We start from the raw sequence: 12,291 nt of genomic DNA, 5'->3' as shown, positions 1-12,291 counted from the left end.
ACTCTGATGAAAAACTGGAAAACAAGTGCAGAAGCAATCCTGACCACTGGCCCTGTCGTGCCGGTTATTGTGGTAAACAAACTGGAGCACGCTGTCCCAATGGCGAAGGCACTGGTTGCGGGTGGCGTTCGCGTTCTGGAAGTGACCCTGCGTACCGCCTGTGCGATGGATGCGATCCGTGCTATCGCCAAAGAAGTGCCGGAAGCGATCATTGGTGCCGGTACGGTTCTGAATGCGCAGCAGCTGGCGGAAGTGACCGAAGCGGGCGCACAGTTTGCCATCAGCCCGGGGCTGACTGAGCCCCTGCTGAAAGCCGCAACCGAAGGTTCTATTCCGCTGATCCCGGGTATCAGCACCGTTTCTGAACTGATGCTGGGCATGGACTACGGCCTGAAAGAGTTCAAATTCTTCCCGGCTGAAGCGAACGGCGGCACCAAAGCGTTGCAGGCCATTGCGGGCCCATTCTCCCAGGTGCGTTTCTGCCCAACGGGCGGCATCTCTCCGGCCAACTACCGTGACTATCTGGCGCTGAAAAGCGTGCTGTGCATCGGCGGCTCCTGGCTGGTTCCGGCGGATGCGCTGGAAGCAGGCGACTGGGATCGCATCACTAAACTGGCTCGCGAAGCGGTAGAAGGCGCGAAACAGTAAGTTTGTTTGCCGGGTGGCGGCTGCGCCTAACCCGGCCAGCCAGACAGTTAAAACGGGCCTTTCGGCCCGTTTTTTTATCCTGCTACGCTGACGTTCGCAGCCGCTCTTTTTGCTCTCGCGACGGCTTCGTCCACATTTTCCCCGGTCGCTAATGCCACGCCCAGACGACGGCTTCCGTCGATCTCCGGTTTGCCGAACAGCCGGACCTGCAAGCCTGCGCCAACCGCACCTTCGACGTTATCAAAGGTGACATTCTGGCTGGTCAGCTGCGGCAGGATCACCGCCGAGGCTGCCGGGCCGTACTGACGGATGCCGCCAACCGGCAGGCCGAGGAAAGCGCGTACATGCAGCGCGAACTCGGAGAGATCCTGTGAAATCAGCGTAACCATCCCGGTATCGTGCGGACGAGGGGAGACTTCGCTGAAGATCACCTCGTCGCCGCAAACAAACAACTCCACGCCGAACAGGCCGTAGCCGCCCAGCGCCAGCACCGTCTTGCGGGCGATCTCCTGTGCGCGTGCCAGCGCCAGCGCGCTCATCTGCTGCGGCTGCCAGGATTCGCGATAATCGCCGTCTTCCTGCCGATGACCAATCGGGTCGCAGAAATAAACGCCATCCACGGCGCTGACGGTGAGCAGGGTAATTTCAAAATCAAACTTCACCACGCCTTCCACGATGACGCGCCCGGCCCCGGCACGGCCGCCCTGCTGGGCATAGTCCCAGGCGTTGTCCAGCGTGCTGCTGTCGCGGATAAAGCTCTGCCCTTTGCCGGAGGAGCTCATTACCGGCTTAATGATGCACGGGTAGCCAATCTCCTCTACGGCCTGGAGAAACGCAGCTTTATCCCCGGCAAAACGGTAGCTGGAGGTCGGGAGCTGTAATTCTTCTGCCGCCAGGCGACGAATGCCTTCCCGGTTCATGGTCAGTTTTGCCGCAGTGGCGCAGGGCACCACGCGCTGGCCTTCCTGTTCAAGGGCAATCAACATCTCAGTGGCAATGGCCTCAATTTCAGGTACCACGAAATCCGGTTTTTCGTCGGCAATTAACCCCCGCAGCGCATTACCGTCAAGCATATCGATGACGTGCGAGCGATGCGCGACGTGCATGGCGGGCGCATTCGCGTAACGGTCCACCGCAATCACTTCCACACCTAAACGCTGGCATTCAATGGCCACTTCTTTACCCAGTTCACCCGATCCCAACAGCATGACGCGCGTCGCGGCGGGACGCAGCGCGGTTCCTAAACGAGTCATAAAAATCCCCCTGAAAAAGATGCGGGCAGTATAAACGAAAACGTTTGCGTCTGTCTTGTATGGGGATAACCGGACAGCAGGGAAATTTGCGCTTCTTTAGTACTGACAGACATTTCCTGACACCCGCTCGCTTAGGCTGTGAAGGTTACGCACTGTTACGTGAGGAAAAATATGTCAGGCTGGATGAATCAACTGCAATCCCTGTTGGGACAAAAAGGCTCGTCGTCCGGCGAGCAGGGTCTGAGCAAGCTGCTGGTGCCGGGTGCGCTCGGCGGGCTGGCCGGTTTGCTGGTTGCCAATAAATCATCGCGGAAACTGCTTACCAAATACGGTACCGGCGCGCTGCTGGCGGGCGGAGGGGCTATTGCAGGCTCCGTCTTATGGAACAAATACAAAGACAAGGTGCGCAGCGCGCATCAGGATGAACCGCAGTACGGGAAGCAGGTATCGCCGTTAGATTTACGCACCGAGCGGTTGATCCTCGCCCTGGTCTTTGCGGCCAAGAGCGACGGGCATATTGATGCCAGTGAACGTGCCGCAATTGAACAGCAGATGCGGGAAGCGGGCGTTGAGGAGCAGGGCAGGGCGCTGGTGGCGCAGGCCATCGAACAGCCGCTTGATCCGCAGCGTCTGGCGCAAAGCGTGAAAAACGAAGAAGAGGCGCTGGAACTCTATTTTCTGAGCTGTGCCGCCATCGATATCGATCACTTTATGGAGCGCAGCTACCTGAACGCCCTGGGCGATGCGCTGAAGATCCCACAGGACGTTCGTGAGGGAATTGAGCAGGATATTCAGCAGCAGAAGCAGACCCTCGTGGGCTAGAAGGCCATGTTTCGCTTGCATCATACGCGTGTTTTGCCAACCTTATAGGATGTAAAACGAAAAAGTAAGAATGCCATGCTTCCAAAAGCCCGACGTACTCCTTATGCGATCACCACGCATGGCGATACGCGTATAGATAACTACTACTGGCTGCGGGACGATTCTCGTTCCCGGCCAGAAGTGCTGGACTATCTGCACGAGGAAAACGACTATGGCCGCCAGGTCATGGCCAGCCAGCAGGCGCTTCAGGATCAACTTCTGAAGGAAATGGTGCAGCGTATCCCCCAGCGTGATGTCTCTGCCCCGTGGTGCAAAAACGGTTATCGCTATCGCCATATTTATGAGCCGGGAAACGAATATCCCATCTACCAGCGCCAGTCTGTGCTGAGCGCCGAGTGGGATGAATGGGAGATCCTGCTGGATGCCAACAAACGTGCGGCCCACAGTGAGTTTTATACGCTGGGCGGCATGTCCATTTCCCCCGATAACGCCATTATGGCGCTGGCTGAGGATTACCTCTCCCGCCGCCAGTACGGTTTGCGTTTCCGCAATCTTGAAACGGGAAACTGGTATCCCGAAATGCTGGATAATGTCTCCCCCGATTTCGTCTGGGGTAACGATTCAGAAACGGTCTACTACGTTAAAAAGCATGTCTCAACGCTGCTGCCTTATCAGGTCTGGCGTCATACGGTGGGGACCGATTCCGCCGACGATGAACTGGTGTATGAGGAAAAAGACGAGACGTTCTATGTCAGCCTGCACAAAACGTCGTCTCGCCACTACGTGATCATTTTCCTCTCCAGCGCCACCACCTCAGAAGTGCTGCTGCTGGATGCAGAGCTGCCGGATGCGCAGCCTCTGTGCTTCCTGCCGCGCCGTAAAGATCATGAGTACAGCCTGGATCACTTCCAGCACAGCTTTTACCTGCGTTCGAACCGCGAGGGCAAAAACTTTGGCCTTTATAAAACCAAAGTGCGCGATGAACGCAAATGGGAAGTGTTAATTCCCGCGCGCGATCAGGTGATGCTGGAGGGGTTCACCCTGTTTACCGACTGGCTGGTGGTGGAAGAGCGTCAGCGCGGACTGACCAGTATCCGCCAAATCAACCGCAAAACCCGCGAAGTGGTGGGCATTGCGTTCGATGACCCGGCTTACGTAACGTGGATCGGCTTTAACCCGGAACCGGAATCGTCCCGCCTGCGGTACGGCTATTCGTCGATGACCACCCCGGATACGTTGTTTGAACTGGATATGGACACCGGGCAGCGTCAGGTGATTAAACAGGCTGAGGTCCGGGGTTTTGAGTCGGAAAATTATCGCAGTGAGCACCTGTGGGTGACCGCACGCGACGGCGTTGAAGTCCCAGTGTCGCTCGTCTATCACAAGGCGCACTTCAACAAAGGTAAAAACCCCATCCTCGTCTATGGCTATGGCTCCTATGGCTCCAGCATGGACGCCGATTTCAGCAGCAGCAGGCTGAGCCTGCTCGACCGCGGTTTTGTTTATGCGATTGCCCATATTCGCGGCGGCGGCGAGCTGGGTCAGCACTGGTATGAAGACGGAAAATTTCTCAAAAAGAAAAATACCTTTAATGACTACCTTGATGTTTGCGATGCGCTGATCGCGCAGGGTTATGGCGATCCGCAGCTCTGCTTTGGCATGGGGGGCAGCGCCGGGGGCATGCTAATGGGCGCCGTGATCAACCAGCGGCCTGAACTGTTTAAAGGGGTTATCGCCCAGGTGCCGTTTGTGGACGTGGTGACGACCATGCTGGATGAGTCCATTCCACTGACCACCGGGGAGTTTGAGGAGTGGGGGAACCCGCAGGATGAAACCTATTATCGCTACATGAAAGAGTACAGCCCGTACGATAACGTCGAGGCGAAAGCCTATCCGCATATGCTGGTGACCACCGGCCTGCACGATTCCCAGGTACAGTACTGGGAGCCCGCGAAATGGGTGGCGAAGTTGCGTGAGCTGAAAACTGACGATAATTTGCTGCTGCTGTGTACCGATATGGACTCGGGGCACGGAGGGAAATCAGGGCGATTTAAATCCTATGAGGGGGTGGCGCTGGAGTACGCCTTTTTGATTGGCCTGGCGCAGGATACGCTGCCAGGCCGGGCGGGGACTCAGGCTTCGCCTAAATAATGCTTCAGCGTCAGGCGCAGTTCCGGGCTCATTCTGTCGAGGTTGTTGTACAGCCAGCGCAGATAGCCCGGATCTTTGTCCGCCACTTCCGATACTGGCTTCCCGCGATATTTTCCGAACGTAAAGGTGGTCAGTAGCGCGGGGCGCCCGGTAATGGTCGCCATATCGTCTGGCGTCCAGCCGGAAGTATTCATGATATCAATCAGGAGCGCTGCGGTGATGTAGCAGTCGTAAAGAGCGCGGTGATGATGCAGCCCTTCCGGCGTCCGCACGCTGAGTTTACGCGACTTATACAGCGCCATATTGCTGTATTTGATCCCCGGCCACAGACGGCGCGCCAGCTTCATAGTGCAAATCCATTCGCCGGGCATCTCCGGCAGCACGCGGCGGTCAAAGCTGGCGTTATGGGCCACATACCACTGGCTACCGTGGTAAAGAGGGATGATCTCTTCAATCCACGGCTTATCCGCCACCATCGATTCCGTAATACGATGTATCGCCATCGCCTGCGCACTGATGGGACGATCCGGGCGCACCAGATGGCTCATGGGGTTGACTATCTTTCCGTCAATCACGTCGACAGAAGCGACTTCCACAATTCCACCCTGCAAATCACAGGTTTCGGTATCGATAACGCGCAGCATTGATCGCTCCTGATCCAAAATGCCTAGCCTAATGGAATGATATCGCCTTGCCAACCCTGTTGGCCTAAAGAACCGGTTAGCAGCAGTTCTCCCTTATCCGCACGTACGATCAGCTGACCTTTTTCATCCCATAACGCGCTACCGCCGCGCGCGTTCGCCATTAATACCGCGATGGCGTACTTGTGCGCGAAGCGTTGTAACGAACCGATGGATTGCCGCCAGCGATGCTCGCCCACGGCCAGGCTGCTGGTGAACAGCGTTGCCTCCGGGTCCAGTTCCGGGGCGTCAGCCTGGTTATCCACGATGGTTAACCGTTTATCGCCAGGAATAACACCCGCACCGTTGCCCTGCGGATAACGCCGGATGGTCGACAGGTTAGGGGTGAAAAGCGCGAGTCCTTTCTGGCGCTGGCCGTGTTGCTGGAGTGTAATACCAGCAATCACCGTGATGAAACGTGACTGGGCGGCGTGAAGGAGGGGGGCAAGCTGCAAATCGTCAGGGGGTGGGGGTAAGGATGTTCCGCCTGGGCCGGTAAGCGAAAGCTCCGGAAAGACGATCAAATCGCACCCATGCCATGCAGCCTCGGCAATAAAGTGCAGGTGATGTTTTACGTGCTCATCAACACAGTTGTGCCGCGGGGCATACTGAGCCGCGGCAATATTCCATCGTGACATCGTGACTTCCTTATACACTAAGTCGCTGGGATTTTAAGATTACACCTAAATTTATCAGGGTTTTCTTATCCTGCCACATAACGCGTAAGGAAGTGTAACGAGACGTTAAGCTTATTTAACTTTAGGTTCGTACGGCAGGCGCGAGAGATTGACGGAGGCGAGGCGATGCGCAATGAGACGTTCGCGAAACCAGTCGCGCAGATGCGCGGGTTGTTCACGCTCTACCACTTCAGCCACGACGGGCATGTTGTAACGCTCTTTGAATGCGACCCCCGCGGCGGCGAGATCGACATTCACTTTGTCCATCTCGTCCTGAGGAAGGGCGGCCAGATTAACGTTCATTTCCTTCTCCTTTTTCTGCGGCGGCAACGTTACCGCGATTGTTCAACGATGACAAGGGAGCAAAGGATGTTCCTCGACTCGTTAATTATACAGAGTTATTCTTTAGCATTCAGGCATAACGAAAAGGAATGATTGTGATGCATTTTACCCCTTCCCGTGTCGCGTGCGCGCTGGTCTTTCTGCTCTCTTCAGCCATCACGCCCTCAGTTCTGGCCCATGCGCATCTTAAGCAGCAATCCCCGCAGGAAAATACCGTTGCGGTGGCGCCAGAGGTCATTACCCTGAACTTCTCGGAAGGCATTGAGCCTGCCTTCAGCGGCGTGGTGGTGACGGACGCACAGCAGCACAAGATCCAGACCGGCGCGGTGAAGCGTGACGAGAAGGATAACGCAAAGCTGATTGTTCCTCTTGAGAAACCGTTGACGTCCGGCACCTACACGGTGGACTGGCATGTGGTCTCCGTGGATGGCCACAAAACCAAAGGCAGCTATCACTTTAGCGTGAAATAGCATGCTGACCCTGAGCTACGTCGCGTTACGCTTTATCCATTTTGCTGCGCTGATGCTGCTTTTCGGCAACGCGCTTTACAGCGTCTGGTTTGCGCCGTCTTCGTTGCAGCGCCTCATGACCCGGCGTTTCCAGCGGCAGCAGAAACTCGCGGCCTTAATCAGCCTGATAGCGGCTCTGCTGATGTTTGGCCTGCAAAGTGGGTTGATGGGCAACGGCTGGGGCGATGTCATTCGTCCGGCGGTCTGGCGCAGCGTGCTGGGAACGCAATTTGGCGGCGTCTGGTTGTGGCAAATGGTGCTGGCCGCTGTGACGGCGGGCGCTGCATGGCTTACCCCGCAAAAAGGCTCACGGCTGTTACTGCTCGCGATGGGGCAGCTGGTGCTGCTGGCGGGCGTGGGACATGCCGCGATGAACGGTGGCGCACCGGGAGCGTTGCATCGTCTCAACCATGCGCTTCACCTGCTCTGCGCCGCGACCTGGGTGGGTGGTTTACTGCCGCTGCTGTTTTGTATGCGTCTGGCGAAAGGCCGCTGGCAGCCAGCCGCTATCTTTACCATGATGCGCTTCTCCCGCGTGGGGCATTACGCCGTGGCAGGCGTGCTGCTGACCGGGATAATCAATACGCTCTTTATTGTTGGCATAAACGTGCCGTGGCAGGCGCCTTATGTCCAGCTGTTGTTGTTCAAATGTGCGCTGGTCATGATGATGGTGGCAATTGCGCTGGCGAATCGGTATTTTCTTGTGCCACGCTTTCGCCCGGAGGCCGGGCGGGAACAACAGATTTTTATCAGGATGACACAGGCAGAGGTGGTGCTGGGCGCGCTGGTACTGGCGGCCGTCAGCCTGTTCGCGACCTGGGAACCCTTCTGACAAGGTTAAATAACATATGAAAAAGACACTGCTTTCTCTTTTACTTCTCACCTGTGCCAGCAGTGCGTTAGCCGCGCCGCAGGTCATCACTGTCAGCCGGTTTGAAGTGGGTAAGGACAACTGGGCATTTAATCGTGAAGAAGTCATGCTTACCTGCCGTCCCGGTAACGCGCTGTATGTCATCAATCCCAGTACGCTCGTGCAGTATCCGTTAAATGACGTGGCGGAGCAGCAGGTTGCCAGCGGGAAAAGTAACGGACAGCCTGTCAGCGTGATCCAGGTAGATGACCCGGCAAACCCCGGGCAGAAGAAGAGTCTGGCACCGTTTATTGAGCGCGCTGAAAAGCTCTGCTAGCCGTCAGGTTTCCAGTAAAAAAAAAACCGCAGGTGCTTGTAAAAGCTCTGCGGTTTTTCACATTTAGTGATGTTCTGACGCTTTTTTTCAGACCACTTTTACTGTGGACTGGAAAACCTGACGTCGTCATCTATTCTTAAAGGGCAAGGCGATTGAGCCTGCATTAATGCCAACTTTTAGCGCACGGCTCTCTCCCAAGAGCCATTTCCCTGGACCGAATACAGGAATCGTATTCGGTCTCTTTTTATCTGCTTGAAAATAAACGATAAAATCCGGTTTTCGTCTCAGCAGAAGGTTCACTTCCTGTGCGCCTGCCTCAAACATACCACAACCCGGCAGGCGTAAGTCCAGTCCTTTTTGGCTGTTTTGTTAAATTTTTGTTTGTATTTTGCCTGAGACGACTGCGGGACCAATGCGCGCATGTACGGAAGCCGCAATATCATCAAGTAACGCAAAGCGGCGACGGTATTCGGCGCGTTTTTTGCTGGCAATCTCATCCAGTGCTTTACGCTCCATCTGAAGCGGCAACTGCCAGCAGAAGGGGGAGAGTTTCTTTCCGTTCAGGCCTTCCCAGAACTCGTCGTAGCTGGCGTGAAAATGACGGCCTTTGCTCAGACGGTAGCGCAGCGCGCGGAAAACATGGCCTTCATCGCTGACGGCAAAAATCGCGCTAATGTTCGAGCGTGAGGCAAGCTGGAAGATCACCTCCATCAGCACGCGTTTCGGGAAAAGCCCATGGCAGGCACGGGTAGCCTGCTTAATCACCTCCCGTGAAACATGACGACGTGGACCCTGAAGGCCGCCGATCACCAGCACCGTACGGCCGTTACTGCGTGCGACACAGAACGTCAGGCTGGCAAGCAGCGTATTGTCATTGTCGTGCAGCCAAAGCGTGCTTTCGCCTTCGCGTTCGGCCTTACCTGCGGACGAGGCGTGGACGGTATAGATTTCGCCGTTTTTTGCCTCGAACCGGACAACCGGCACCTCTTGCGGGCTGGTCAGCGCGTGGGCGAGGGCGATGTTTTTCAGACTATCAATCCACTGATAGTGGCTGACGATAGCATCGGCCCGATCGTTTGAGTTCAGGCCGCGCATCAGATACTGGCGGTGAGTTTTGCTCGGCAAGGTAATTTGAGAGGTGAGCAGCCTGTCGAAATCATCGCGCCCGGACAGGGCCTCCAGCATGCGATGGGTGGAGGACCAGAATAAAAGCGAGCGCAGTAGGAACTTTAACCGGTAATCACGTTTGTGCCAGATTGGGCCGGGAACGCGTTTTCCTCTCACCAGTTCAGAAATAATATTTGTGCGATGCGGATAAAAAACATCGTTTTGCAGGTGTATGTTTGACACGTGAAAATCCCTCTTTTTATTCCGCTCTATTTTAAAGGCCAGGGAATAAGGGATTAATAGCGCAGCGATCTTTATTTCCGGCTGGTTTATGGTTTGTTTGGATTCGCAAAATCCAACGCCAGCTCATGACATTTTCTGTGGCAGCTATACTTCTTACAGGAGGCGTTATGTATCAGAAAATAGAGGGAGAACACTGGCGTCATGTCTGGGTTGTCAGCGATATTCATGGTTGCTATCAGTGGCTTATGGATGAGCTGAAACGACGGCATTTTAATCCTGATACGGATCTGCTGATCTCGGTGGGGGATATTATCGATCGCGGGCCTGACAGCGTAAAATGTTTACAGCTGATGCAGGAAAACTGGTTTTATGCGGTACGCGGTAATCACGAGCAAATGGCGTTAGATGCGCTTGAAAATAATGATTTTAGTCTCTGGTCGATAAATGGCGGTAACTGGTTTACCGGGCTTAAGGACGCTCAACAAAAACAGGCGAAGGGTTTACTCGATGCGTGTCGGGACCTACCGCACATTATTGAAATAACCTGCAAAAACGGTCTGAACGTGATTGCTCATGCGGATTATCCCTCCGCCGAATATGGCTGGCATAAGCCGGTGGATGCCCAGCGCGTGCTGTGGGATCGCGACCGGCTAATGGGCTTTATGGTGGGCAAAGGGCAGGGCATTAGCGGTGCGGATCACTTCTGGTTTGGACATACGCCTGTGGACAAACGCTACGATTTTAACAATCTGCACTACATTGATACGGGGGCAGTATTCGGGGGCTTTCTGACGCTGGCGCAGCTTCAGTAATAAATAACCCGCCTTCGGGCGGGTTCTCTTTGGGTCAGGCAAGACGCAAGACCCAGGCATCGGTTTTACTGTCGTAATGCTCACGGTACAGAACGGAATGTTCCCCATCAAGGATCGCCGGGACGCTGGTATCTGCATCCCAGGCGTCCAGCTGCATGCACAAATCCGGATCGGATTTGCAGGGAATACTTAACGTTCGTTCGCCTTGTGATTCGCCGCGCAATTCAGCGTCGTCGATTTCAAAAGCGCCAATGCGTACGCTGGTTTTCGTCATAATGCTCTCCGGTTTGTTGCCCAAAATCTGGTATGACCAGTGCAGTCACCCATTTTTGATCCTAGACAAGGAGAGCGAAATCGCCAGTAAAAAAATGCGCTTTTTTTCAGGCGCTGCGGTTGTTACCGGTAAACAGGCGGCCATCGCGTACCAGTTCGCGCGGATAGCTGTTTTTCAGCCGCGAGCCGACTTTTTTCGCCAGCCCCAGCGGATAGCCCTGATACGTCACGATGACTTCATCCTGTGAAGGGCCGTCTTCCGGGTAAACGTCACGACCGCGATACCACTCTTCCGCTTCCTGATGCGTCAGGGCAAAGGTGTTCTCACTGCCGGCCAGCGCAATGACCGCTTCGTGCTGCCAGCGATAGCCTTTGTTGTGGATCTCCGCCAGGCGAATACCGAGGCGGGAGAAACGCACCTTACCAATCAGCGGTTCGATGTTGACCGGGAACAGCCACAGCTCTTTGTCACGCATCCAGAGGCGCAGGCTCTCATCCCAGTGCAGGCCGACTTTGCTCGCAGCCGCTTGCGCCTGTGCCGCCTCACGGCCTTTGACCGGCGTGAACGGGAAGTTGCCGACCTTAAACTTAGGGGCAGGCAAGGGAGCGACGGCGCGGGTTTTACGCAGACGGGCAACAAAGAAGCCTTCGCAATCGTAAATCTGCGGGAAGACATGCAGGAAGCCTTCAGGCGTGGCCGCATGACTGGCCGAGTCGAAGAGGGTGTCCAGCGGCAGAAACTCGACGGCATCCGCATAGCGTTGCTTGAGCCACAGGCAGACGTCCTCATTTTCATCGCGATTCAGCGTGCAGGTAGAGTAAACCAGCGTCCCGCCTGGGCGCAGGGCATGAAACGCGCTGTCGATCAGTTCGCGCTGCGTGGCGGCGATCTCCAGGTTGCTTTCAACGGACCAGTTTTTTAACGCATCAGGATCTTTACGCACCACGCCTTCGCCGGAGCATGGCGCGTCGAGCAGGATGGCATCAAAGGCTTCCGGCAGGGCAGCGCCAAACACGCGACCATCGAAGTGCGTTAACACGACGTTGTGGATCCCGCAGCGGCTGATATTGGCATGCAGGACTTTAACGCGGCTGGCGGAAAATTCGTTGGCGAGGATCGCGCCGCGGTTGTTCATCCGGGCGGCAATCTGCGTGGTTTTAGAGCCCGGCGCCGCCGCGACATCCATAACCCGCTCAGGCTGGTTCCCGTCGGCAAACAGCGCAGCAACCGGCAGCATGGAGCTGGCTTCCTGAATATAAAACAGCCCGCTCAGATGCTCGGCGGTGCTGCCGAGCGGCAGGCTCTCCTCGTCATCCCGTTCGATCCAGAAACCCTCTTCACACCACGGCACTGGCGTTAATTGCCAGCCGTAGGGGGAGACGAGATCCAGAAACGCCCCGACGCTGATTTTCAGCGTATTGACGCGAATACTCCGGCGCAAAGGGCGCTGGCAGGCGGCAACGAAATCGTCGAAAGAGAGATGAGCTGGAAGCGCCTCGCGCATCTGTGCGAGGAATTGTTCGGGAAGAAATACGGAGTTTTGAGCCACGGGCACACCACAGGGAAACATTCAGGTGCGCAGTGTA

The 12,291-nt window shown here is 55.8% G+C and carries 15 protein-coding genes; 7 read left to right on the top strand and 8 right to left on the bottom strand.

Features of this window, described 5'->3' with window-relative positions; translation table 11 throughout:
* Nucleotides 1-6 precede the first annotated feature (6 nt).
* On the top strand, nucleotides 7-648 hold the full coding sequence (kdgA, locus tag L463_RS05795) for a bifunctional 4-hydroxy-2-oxoglutarate aldolase/2-dehydro-3-deoxy-phosphogluconate aldolase (protein WP_003859774.1): 642 nt from the start codon (nucleotides 7-9) through the stop codon (nucleotides 646-648).
* A gap of 74 nt (nucleotides 649-722) precedes the next feature.
* Here the strand turns inward: kdgA and purT are convergent, their stop codons facing one another.
* Nucleotides 723-1,901, bottom strand: coding sequence for a formate-dependent phosphoribosylglycinamide formyltransferase (gene purT / locus L463_RS05800; protein ID WP_015570285.1), 1,179 nt, complete (start codon nucleotides 1,899-1,901; stop codon nucleotides 723-725).
* A gap of 171 nt (nucleotides 1,902-2,072) precedes the next feature.
* Between purT and L463_RS05805 the strand changes: the two genes are divergently transcribed.
* Together L463_RS05805 and ptrB are read left to right on the top strand one after the other, a co-directional pair.
* Complete coding sequence (locus tag L463_RS05805) at nucleotides 2,073-2,723, top strand: tellurite resistance TerB family protein (protein WP_015570286.1); 651 nt, start codon at nucleotides 2,073-2,075, stop codon at nucleotides 2,721-2,723.
* A 75-nt stretch (nucleotides 2,724-2,798) separates the two neighbouring features.
* Entirely contained in the window at nucleotides 2,799-4,874 is a 2,076-nt protein-coding gene (gene ptrB / locus L463_RS05810; RefSeq protein ID WP_023296804.1) for an oligopeptidase B, read from the top strand.
* Here the strand turns inward: ptrB and exoX are convergent.
* From exoX to L463_RS05825, 3 genes are all read right to left on the bottom strand, one after another.
* Nucleotides 4,856-5,518: an exodeoxyribonuclease X gene (gene exoX / locus L463_RS05815; RefSeq protein ID WP_015570288.1), complete on the bottom strand. Its 663-nt coding sequence runs from the start codon at nucleotides 5,516-5,518 to the stop codon at nucleotides 4,856-4,858. The two genes, ptrB and exoX, sit on opposite strands and share 19 nt — an antisense overlap.
* A gap of 23 nt (nucleotides 5,519-5,541) precedes the next feature.
* Nucleotides 5,542-6,192 carry a carbon-nitrogen hydrolase family protein gene (locus tag L463_RS05820; protein ID WP_003859783.1) on the bottom strand — a complete coding sequence of 217 codons (651 nt, stop codon included), beginning with the start codon at nucleotides 6,190-6,192 and terminating at the stop codon, nucleotides 5,542-5,544.
* A 111-nt stretch (nucleotides 6,193-6,303) separates the two neighbouring features.
* Nucleotides 6,304-6,534, bottom strand: a complete 231-nt coding sequence (locus tag L463_RS05825) for a DNA polymerase III subunit theta (protein WP_003859784.1) — start codon at nucleotides 6,532-6,534, stop codon at nucleotides 6,304-6,306.
* 137 nt (nucleotides 6,535-6,671) lie between these two features.
* Between L463_RS05825 and yobA the strand changes: the two genes are divergently transcribed.
* Genes yobA through L463_RS05840 form a run of 3 tightly spaced genes read left to right on the top strand, consistent with a single transcriptional unit; the run spans nucleotide 6,672 to nucleotide 8,269 of the window.
* A complete protein-coding gene (yobA, locus tag L463_RS05830) occupies nucleotides 6,672-7,043 on the top strand; it encodes a CopC domain-containing protein YobA (protein ID WP_023296802.1) in 372 nt (123 codons plus the stop codon).
* A 1-nt stretch (nucleotide 7,044) separates the two neighbouring features.
* Nucleotides 7,045-7,914, top strand: coding sequence for a copper homeostasis membrane protein CopD (gene copD / locus L463_RS05835; RefSeq protein WP_017693249.1), 870 nt, complete (start codon nucleotides 7,045-7,047; stop codon nucleotides 7,912-7,914).
* 16 nt (nucleotides 7,915-7,930) lie between these two features.
* Entirely contained in the window at nucleotides 7,931-8,269 is a 339-nt protein-coding gene (locus L463_RS05840) for a YebY family protein (protein WP_003859787.1), read from the top strand.
* A gap of 126 nt (nucleotides 8,270-8,395) precedes the next feature.
* Here L463_RS05840 and L463_RS0122905 read toward each other — a convergent pair whose 3' ends face one another.
* Both L463_RS0122905 and L463_RS05845 read right to left on the bottom strand, forming a co-directional pair.
* Entirely contained in the window at nucleotides 8,396-8,593 is a 198-nt protein-coding gene (locus L463_RS0122905) for a hypothetical protein (RefSeq protein ID WP_017693250.1), read from the bottom strand.
* A 45-nt stretch (nucleotides 8,594-8,638) separates the two neighbouring features.
* A complete protein-coding gene (locus tag L463_RS05845; RefSeq protein ID WP_023296801.1) occupies nucleotides 8,639-9,619 on the bottom strand; it encodes a VirK/YbjX family protein in 981 nt (326 codons plus the stop codon).
* A gap of 167 nt (nucleotides 9,620-9,786) precedes the next feature.
* Between L463_RS05845 and pphA the strand changes: the two genes are divergently transcribed.
* Nucleotides 9,787-10,431: a protein-serine/threonine phosphatase gene (gene pphA, locus L463_RS05850; protein WP_015570293.1), complete on the top strand. Its 645-nt coding sequence runs from the start codon at nucleotides 9,787-9,789 to the stop codon at nucleotides 10,429-10,431.
* A 34-nt stretch (nucleotides 10,432-10,465) separates the two neighbouring features.
* Here the strand turns inward: pphA and L463_RS05855 are convergent, their stop codons facing one another.
* Nucleotides 10,466-10,705, bottom strand: a complete 240-nt coding sequence (locus L463_RS05855; protein WP_003859885.1) for a YebV family protein — start codon at nucleotides 10,703-10,705, stop codon at nucleotides 10,466-10,468.
* 106 nt (nucleotides 10,706-10,811) lie between these two features.
* Complete coding sequence (rsmF, locus tag L463_RS05860) at nucleotides 10,812-12,275, bottom strand: 16S rRNA (cytosine(1407)-C(5))-methyltransferase RsmF (RefSeq protein ID WP_023296800.1); 1,464 nt, start codon at nucleotides 12,273-12,275, stop codon at nucleotides 10,812-10,814.
* Nucleotides 12,276-12,291 lie beyond the last annotated feature (16 nt).

Origin of the sequence: Enterobacter sp. BIDMC 27 (genome assembly GCF_000534415.1) — a bacterium.
GTDB classification, from domain to species: Bacteria; Pseudomonadota; Gammaproteobacteria; order Enterobacterales; family Enterobacteriaceae; genus Enterobacter; species Enterobacter hormaechei_C.
The sequence above is the reverse complement of the archived record's forward strand: the minus strand, read 5'-3'. Positions and strand labels throughout refer to the sequence as shown.

What these genes read in the sequence shown, in the direction of transcription:
- L463_RS05805 (WP_015570286.1), top strand. Translation starts at nt 2,073, where the DNA reads ATGTCAGGCTGGATGAATCAACTGCAATCCCTGTTGGGACAAAAAGGC.
- ptrB (WP_023296804.1), top strand. Translation starts at nt 2,799, where the DNA reads ATGCTTCCAAAAGCCCGACGTACTCCTTATGCGATCACCACGCATGGC.
- copD (WP_017693249.1), top strand. Translation starts at nt 7,045, where the DNA reads ATGCTGACCCTGAGCTACGTCGCGTTACGCTTTATCCATTTTGCTGCG.
- kdgA (WP_003859774.1), top strand. Translation starts at nt 7, where the DNA reads ATGAAAAACTGGAAAACAAGTGCAGAAGCAATCCTGACCACTGGCCCT.
- exoX (WP_015570288.1), bottom strand. Translation starts at nt 5,518, where the DNA reads ATGCTGCGCGTTATCGATACCGAAACCTGTGATTTGCAGGGTGGAATT.
- L463_RS0122905 (WP_017693250.1), bottom strand. Translation starts at nt 8,593, where the DNA reads ATGTTTGAGGCAGGCGCACAGGAAGTGAACCTTCTGCTGAGACGAAAA.
- pphA (WP_015570293.1), top strand. Translation starts at nt 9,787, where the DNA reads ATGTATCAGAAAATAGAGGGAGAACACTGGCGTCATGTCTGGGTTGTC.
- purT (WP_015570285.1), bottom strand. Translation starts at nt 1,901, where the DNA reads ATGACTCGTTTAGGAACCGCGCTGCGTCCCGCCGCGACGCGCGTCATG.
- L463_RS05855 (WP_003859885.1), bottom strand. Translation starts at nt 10,705, where the DNA reads ATGACGAAAACCAGCGTACGCATTGGCGCTTTTGAAATCGACGACGCT.
- L463_RS05840 (WP_003859787.1), top strand. Translation starts at nt 7,931, where the DNA reads ATGAAAAAGACACTGCTTTCTCTTTTACTTCTCACCTGTGCCAGCAGT.
- L463_RS05820 (WP_003859783.1), bottom strand. Translation starts at nt 6,192, where the DNA reads ATGTCACGATGGAATATTGCCGCGGCTCAGTATGCCCCGCGGCACAAC.
- rsmF (WP_023296800.1), bottom strand. Translation starts at nt 12,275, where the DNA reads ATGTTTCCCTGTGGTGTGCCCGTGGCTCAAAACTCCGTATTTCTTCCC.
- L463_RS05825 (WP_003859784.1), bottom strand. Translation starts at nt 6,534, where the DNA reads ATGAACGTTAATCTGGCCGCCCTTCCTCAGGACGAGATGGACAAAGTG.
- yobA (WP_023296802.1), top strand. Translation starts at nt 6,672, where the DNA reads ATGCATTTTACCCCTTCCCGTGTCGCGTGCGCGCTGGTCTTTCTGCTC.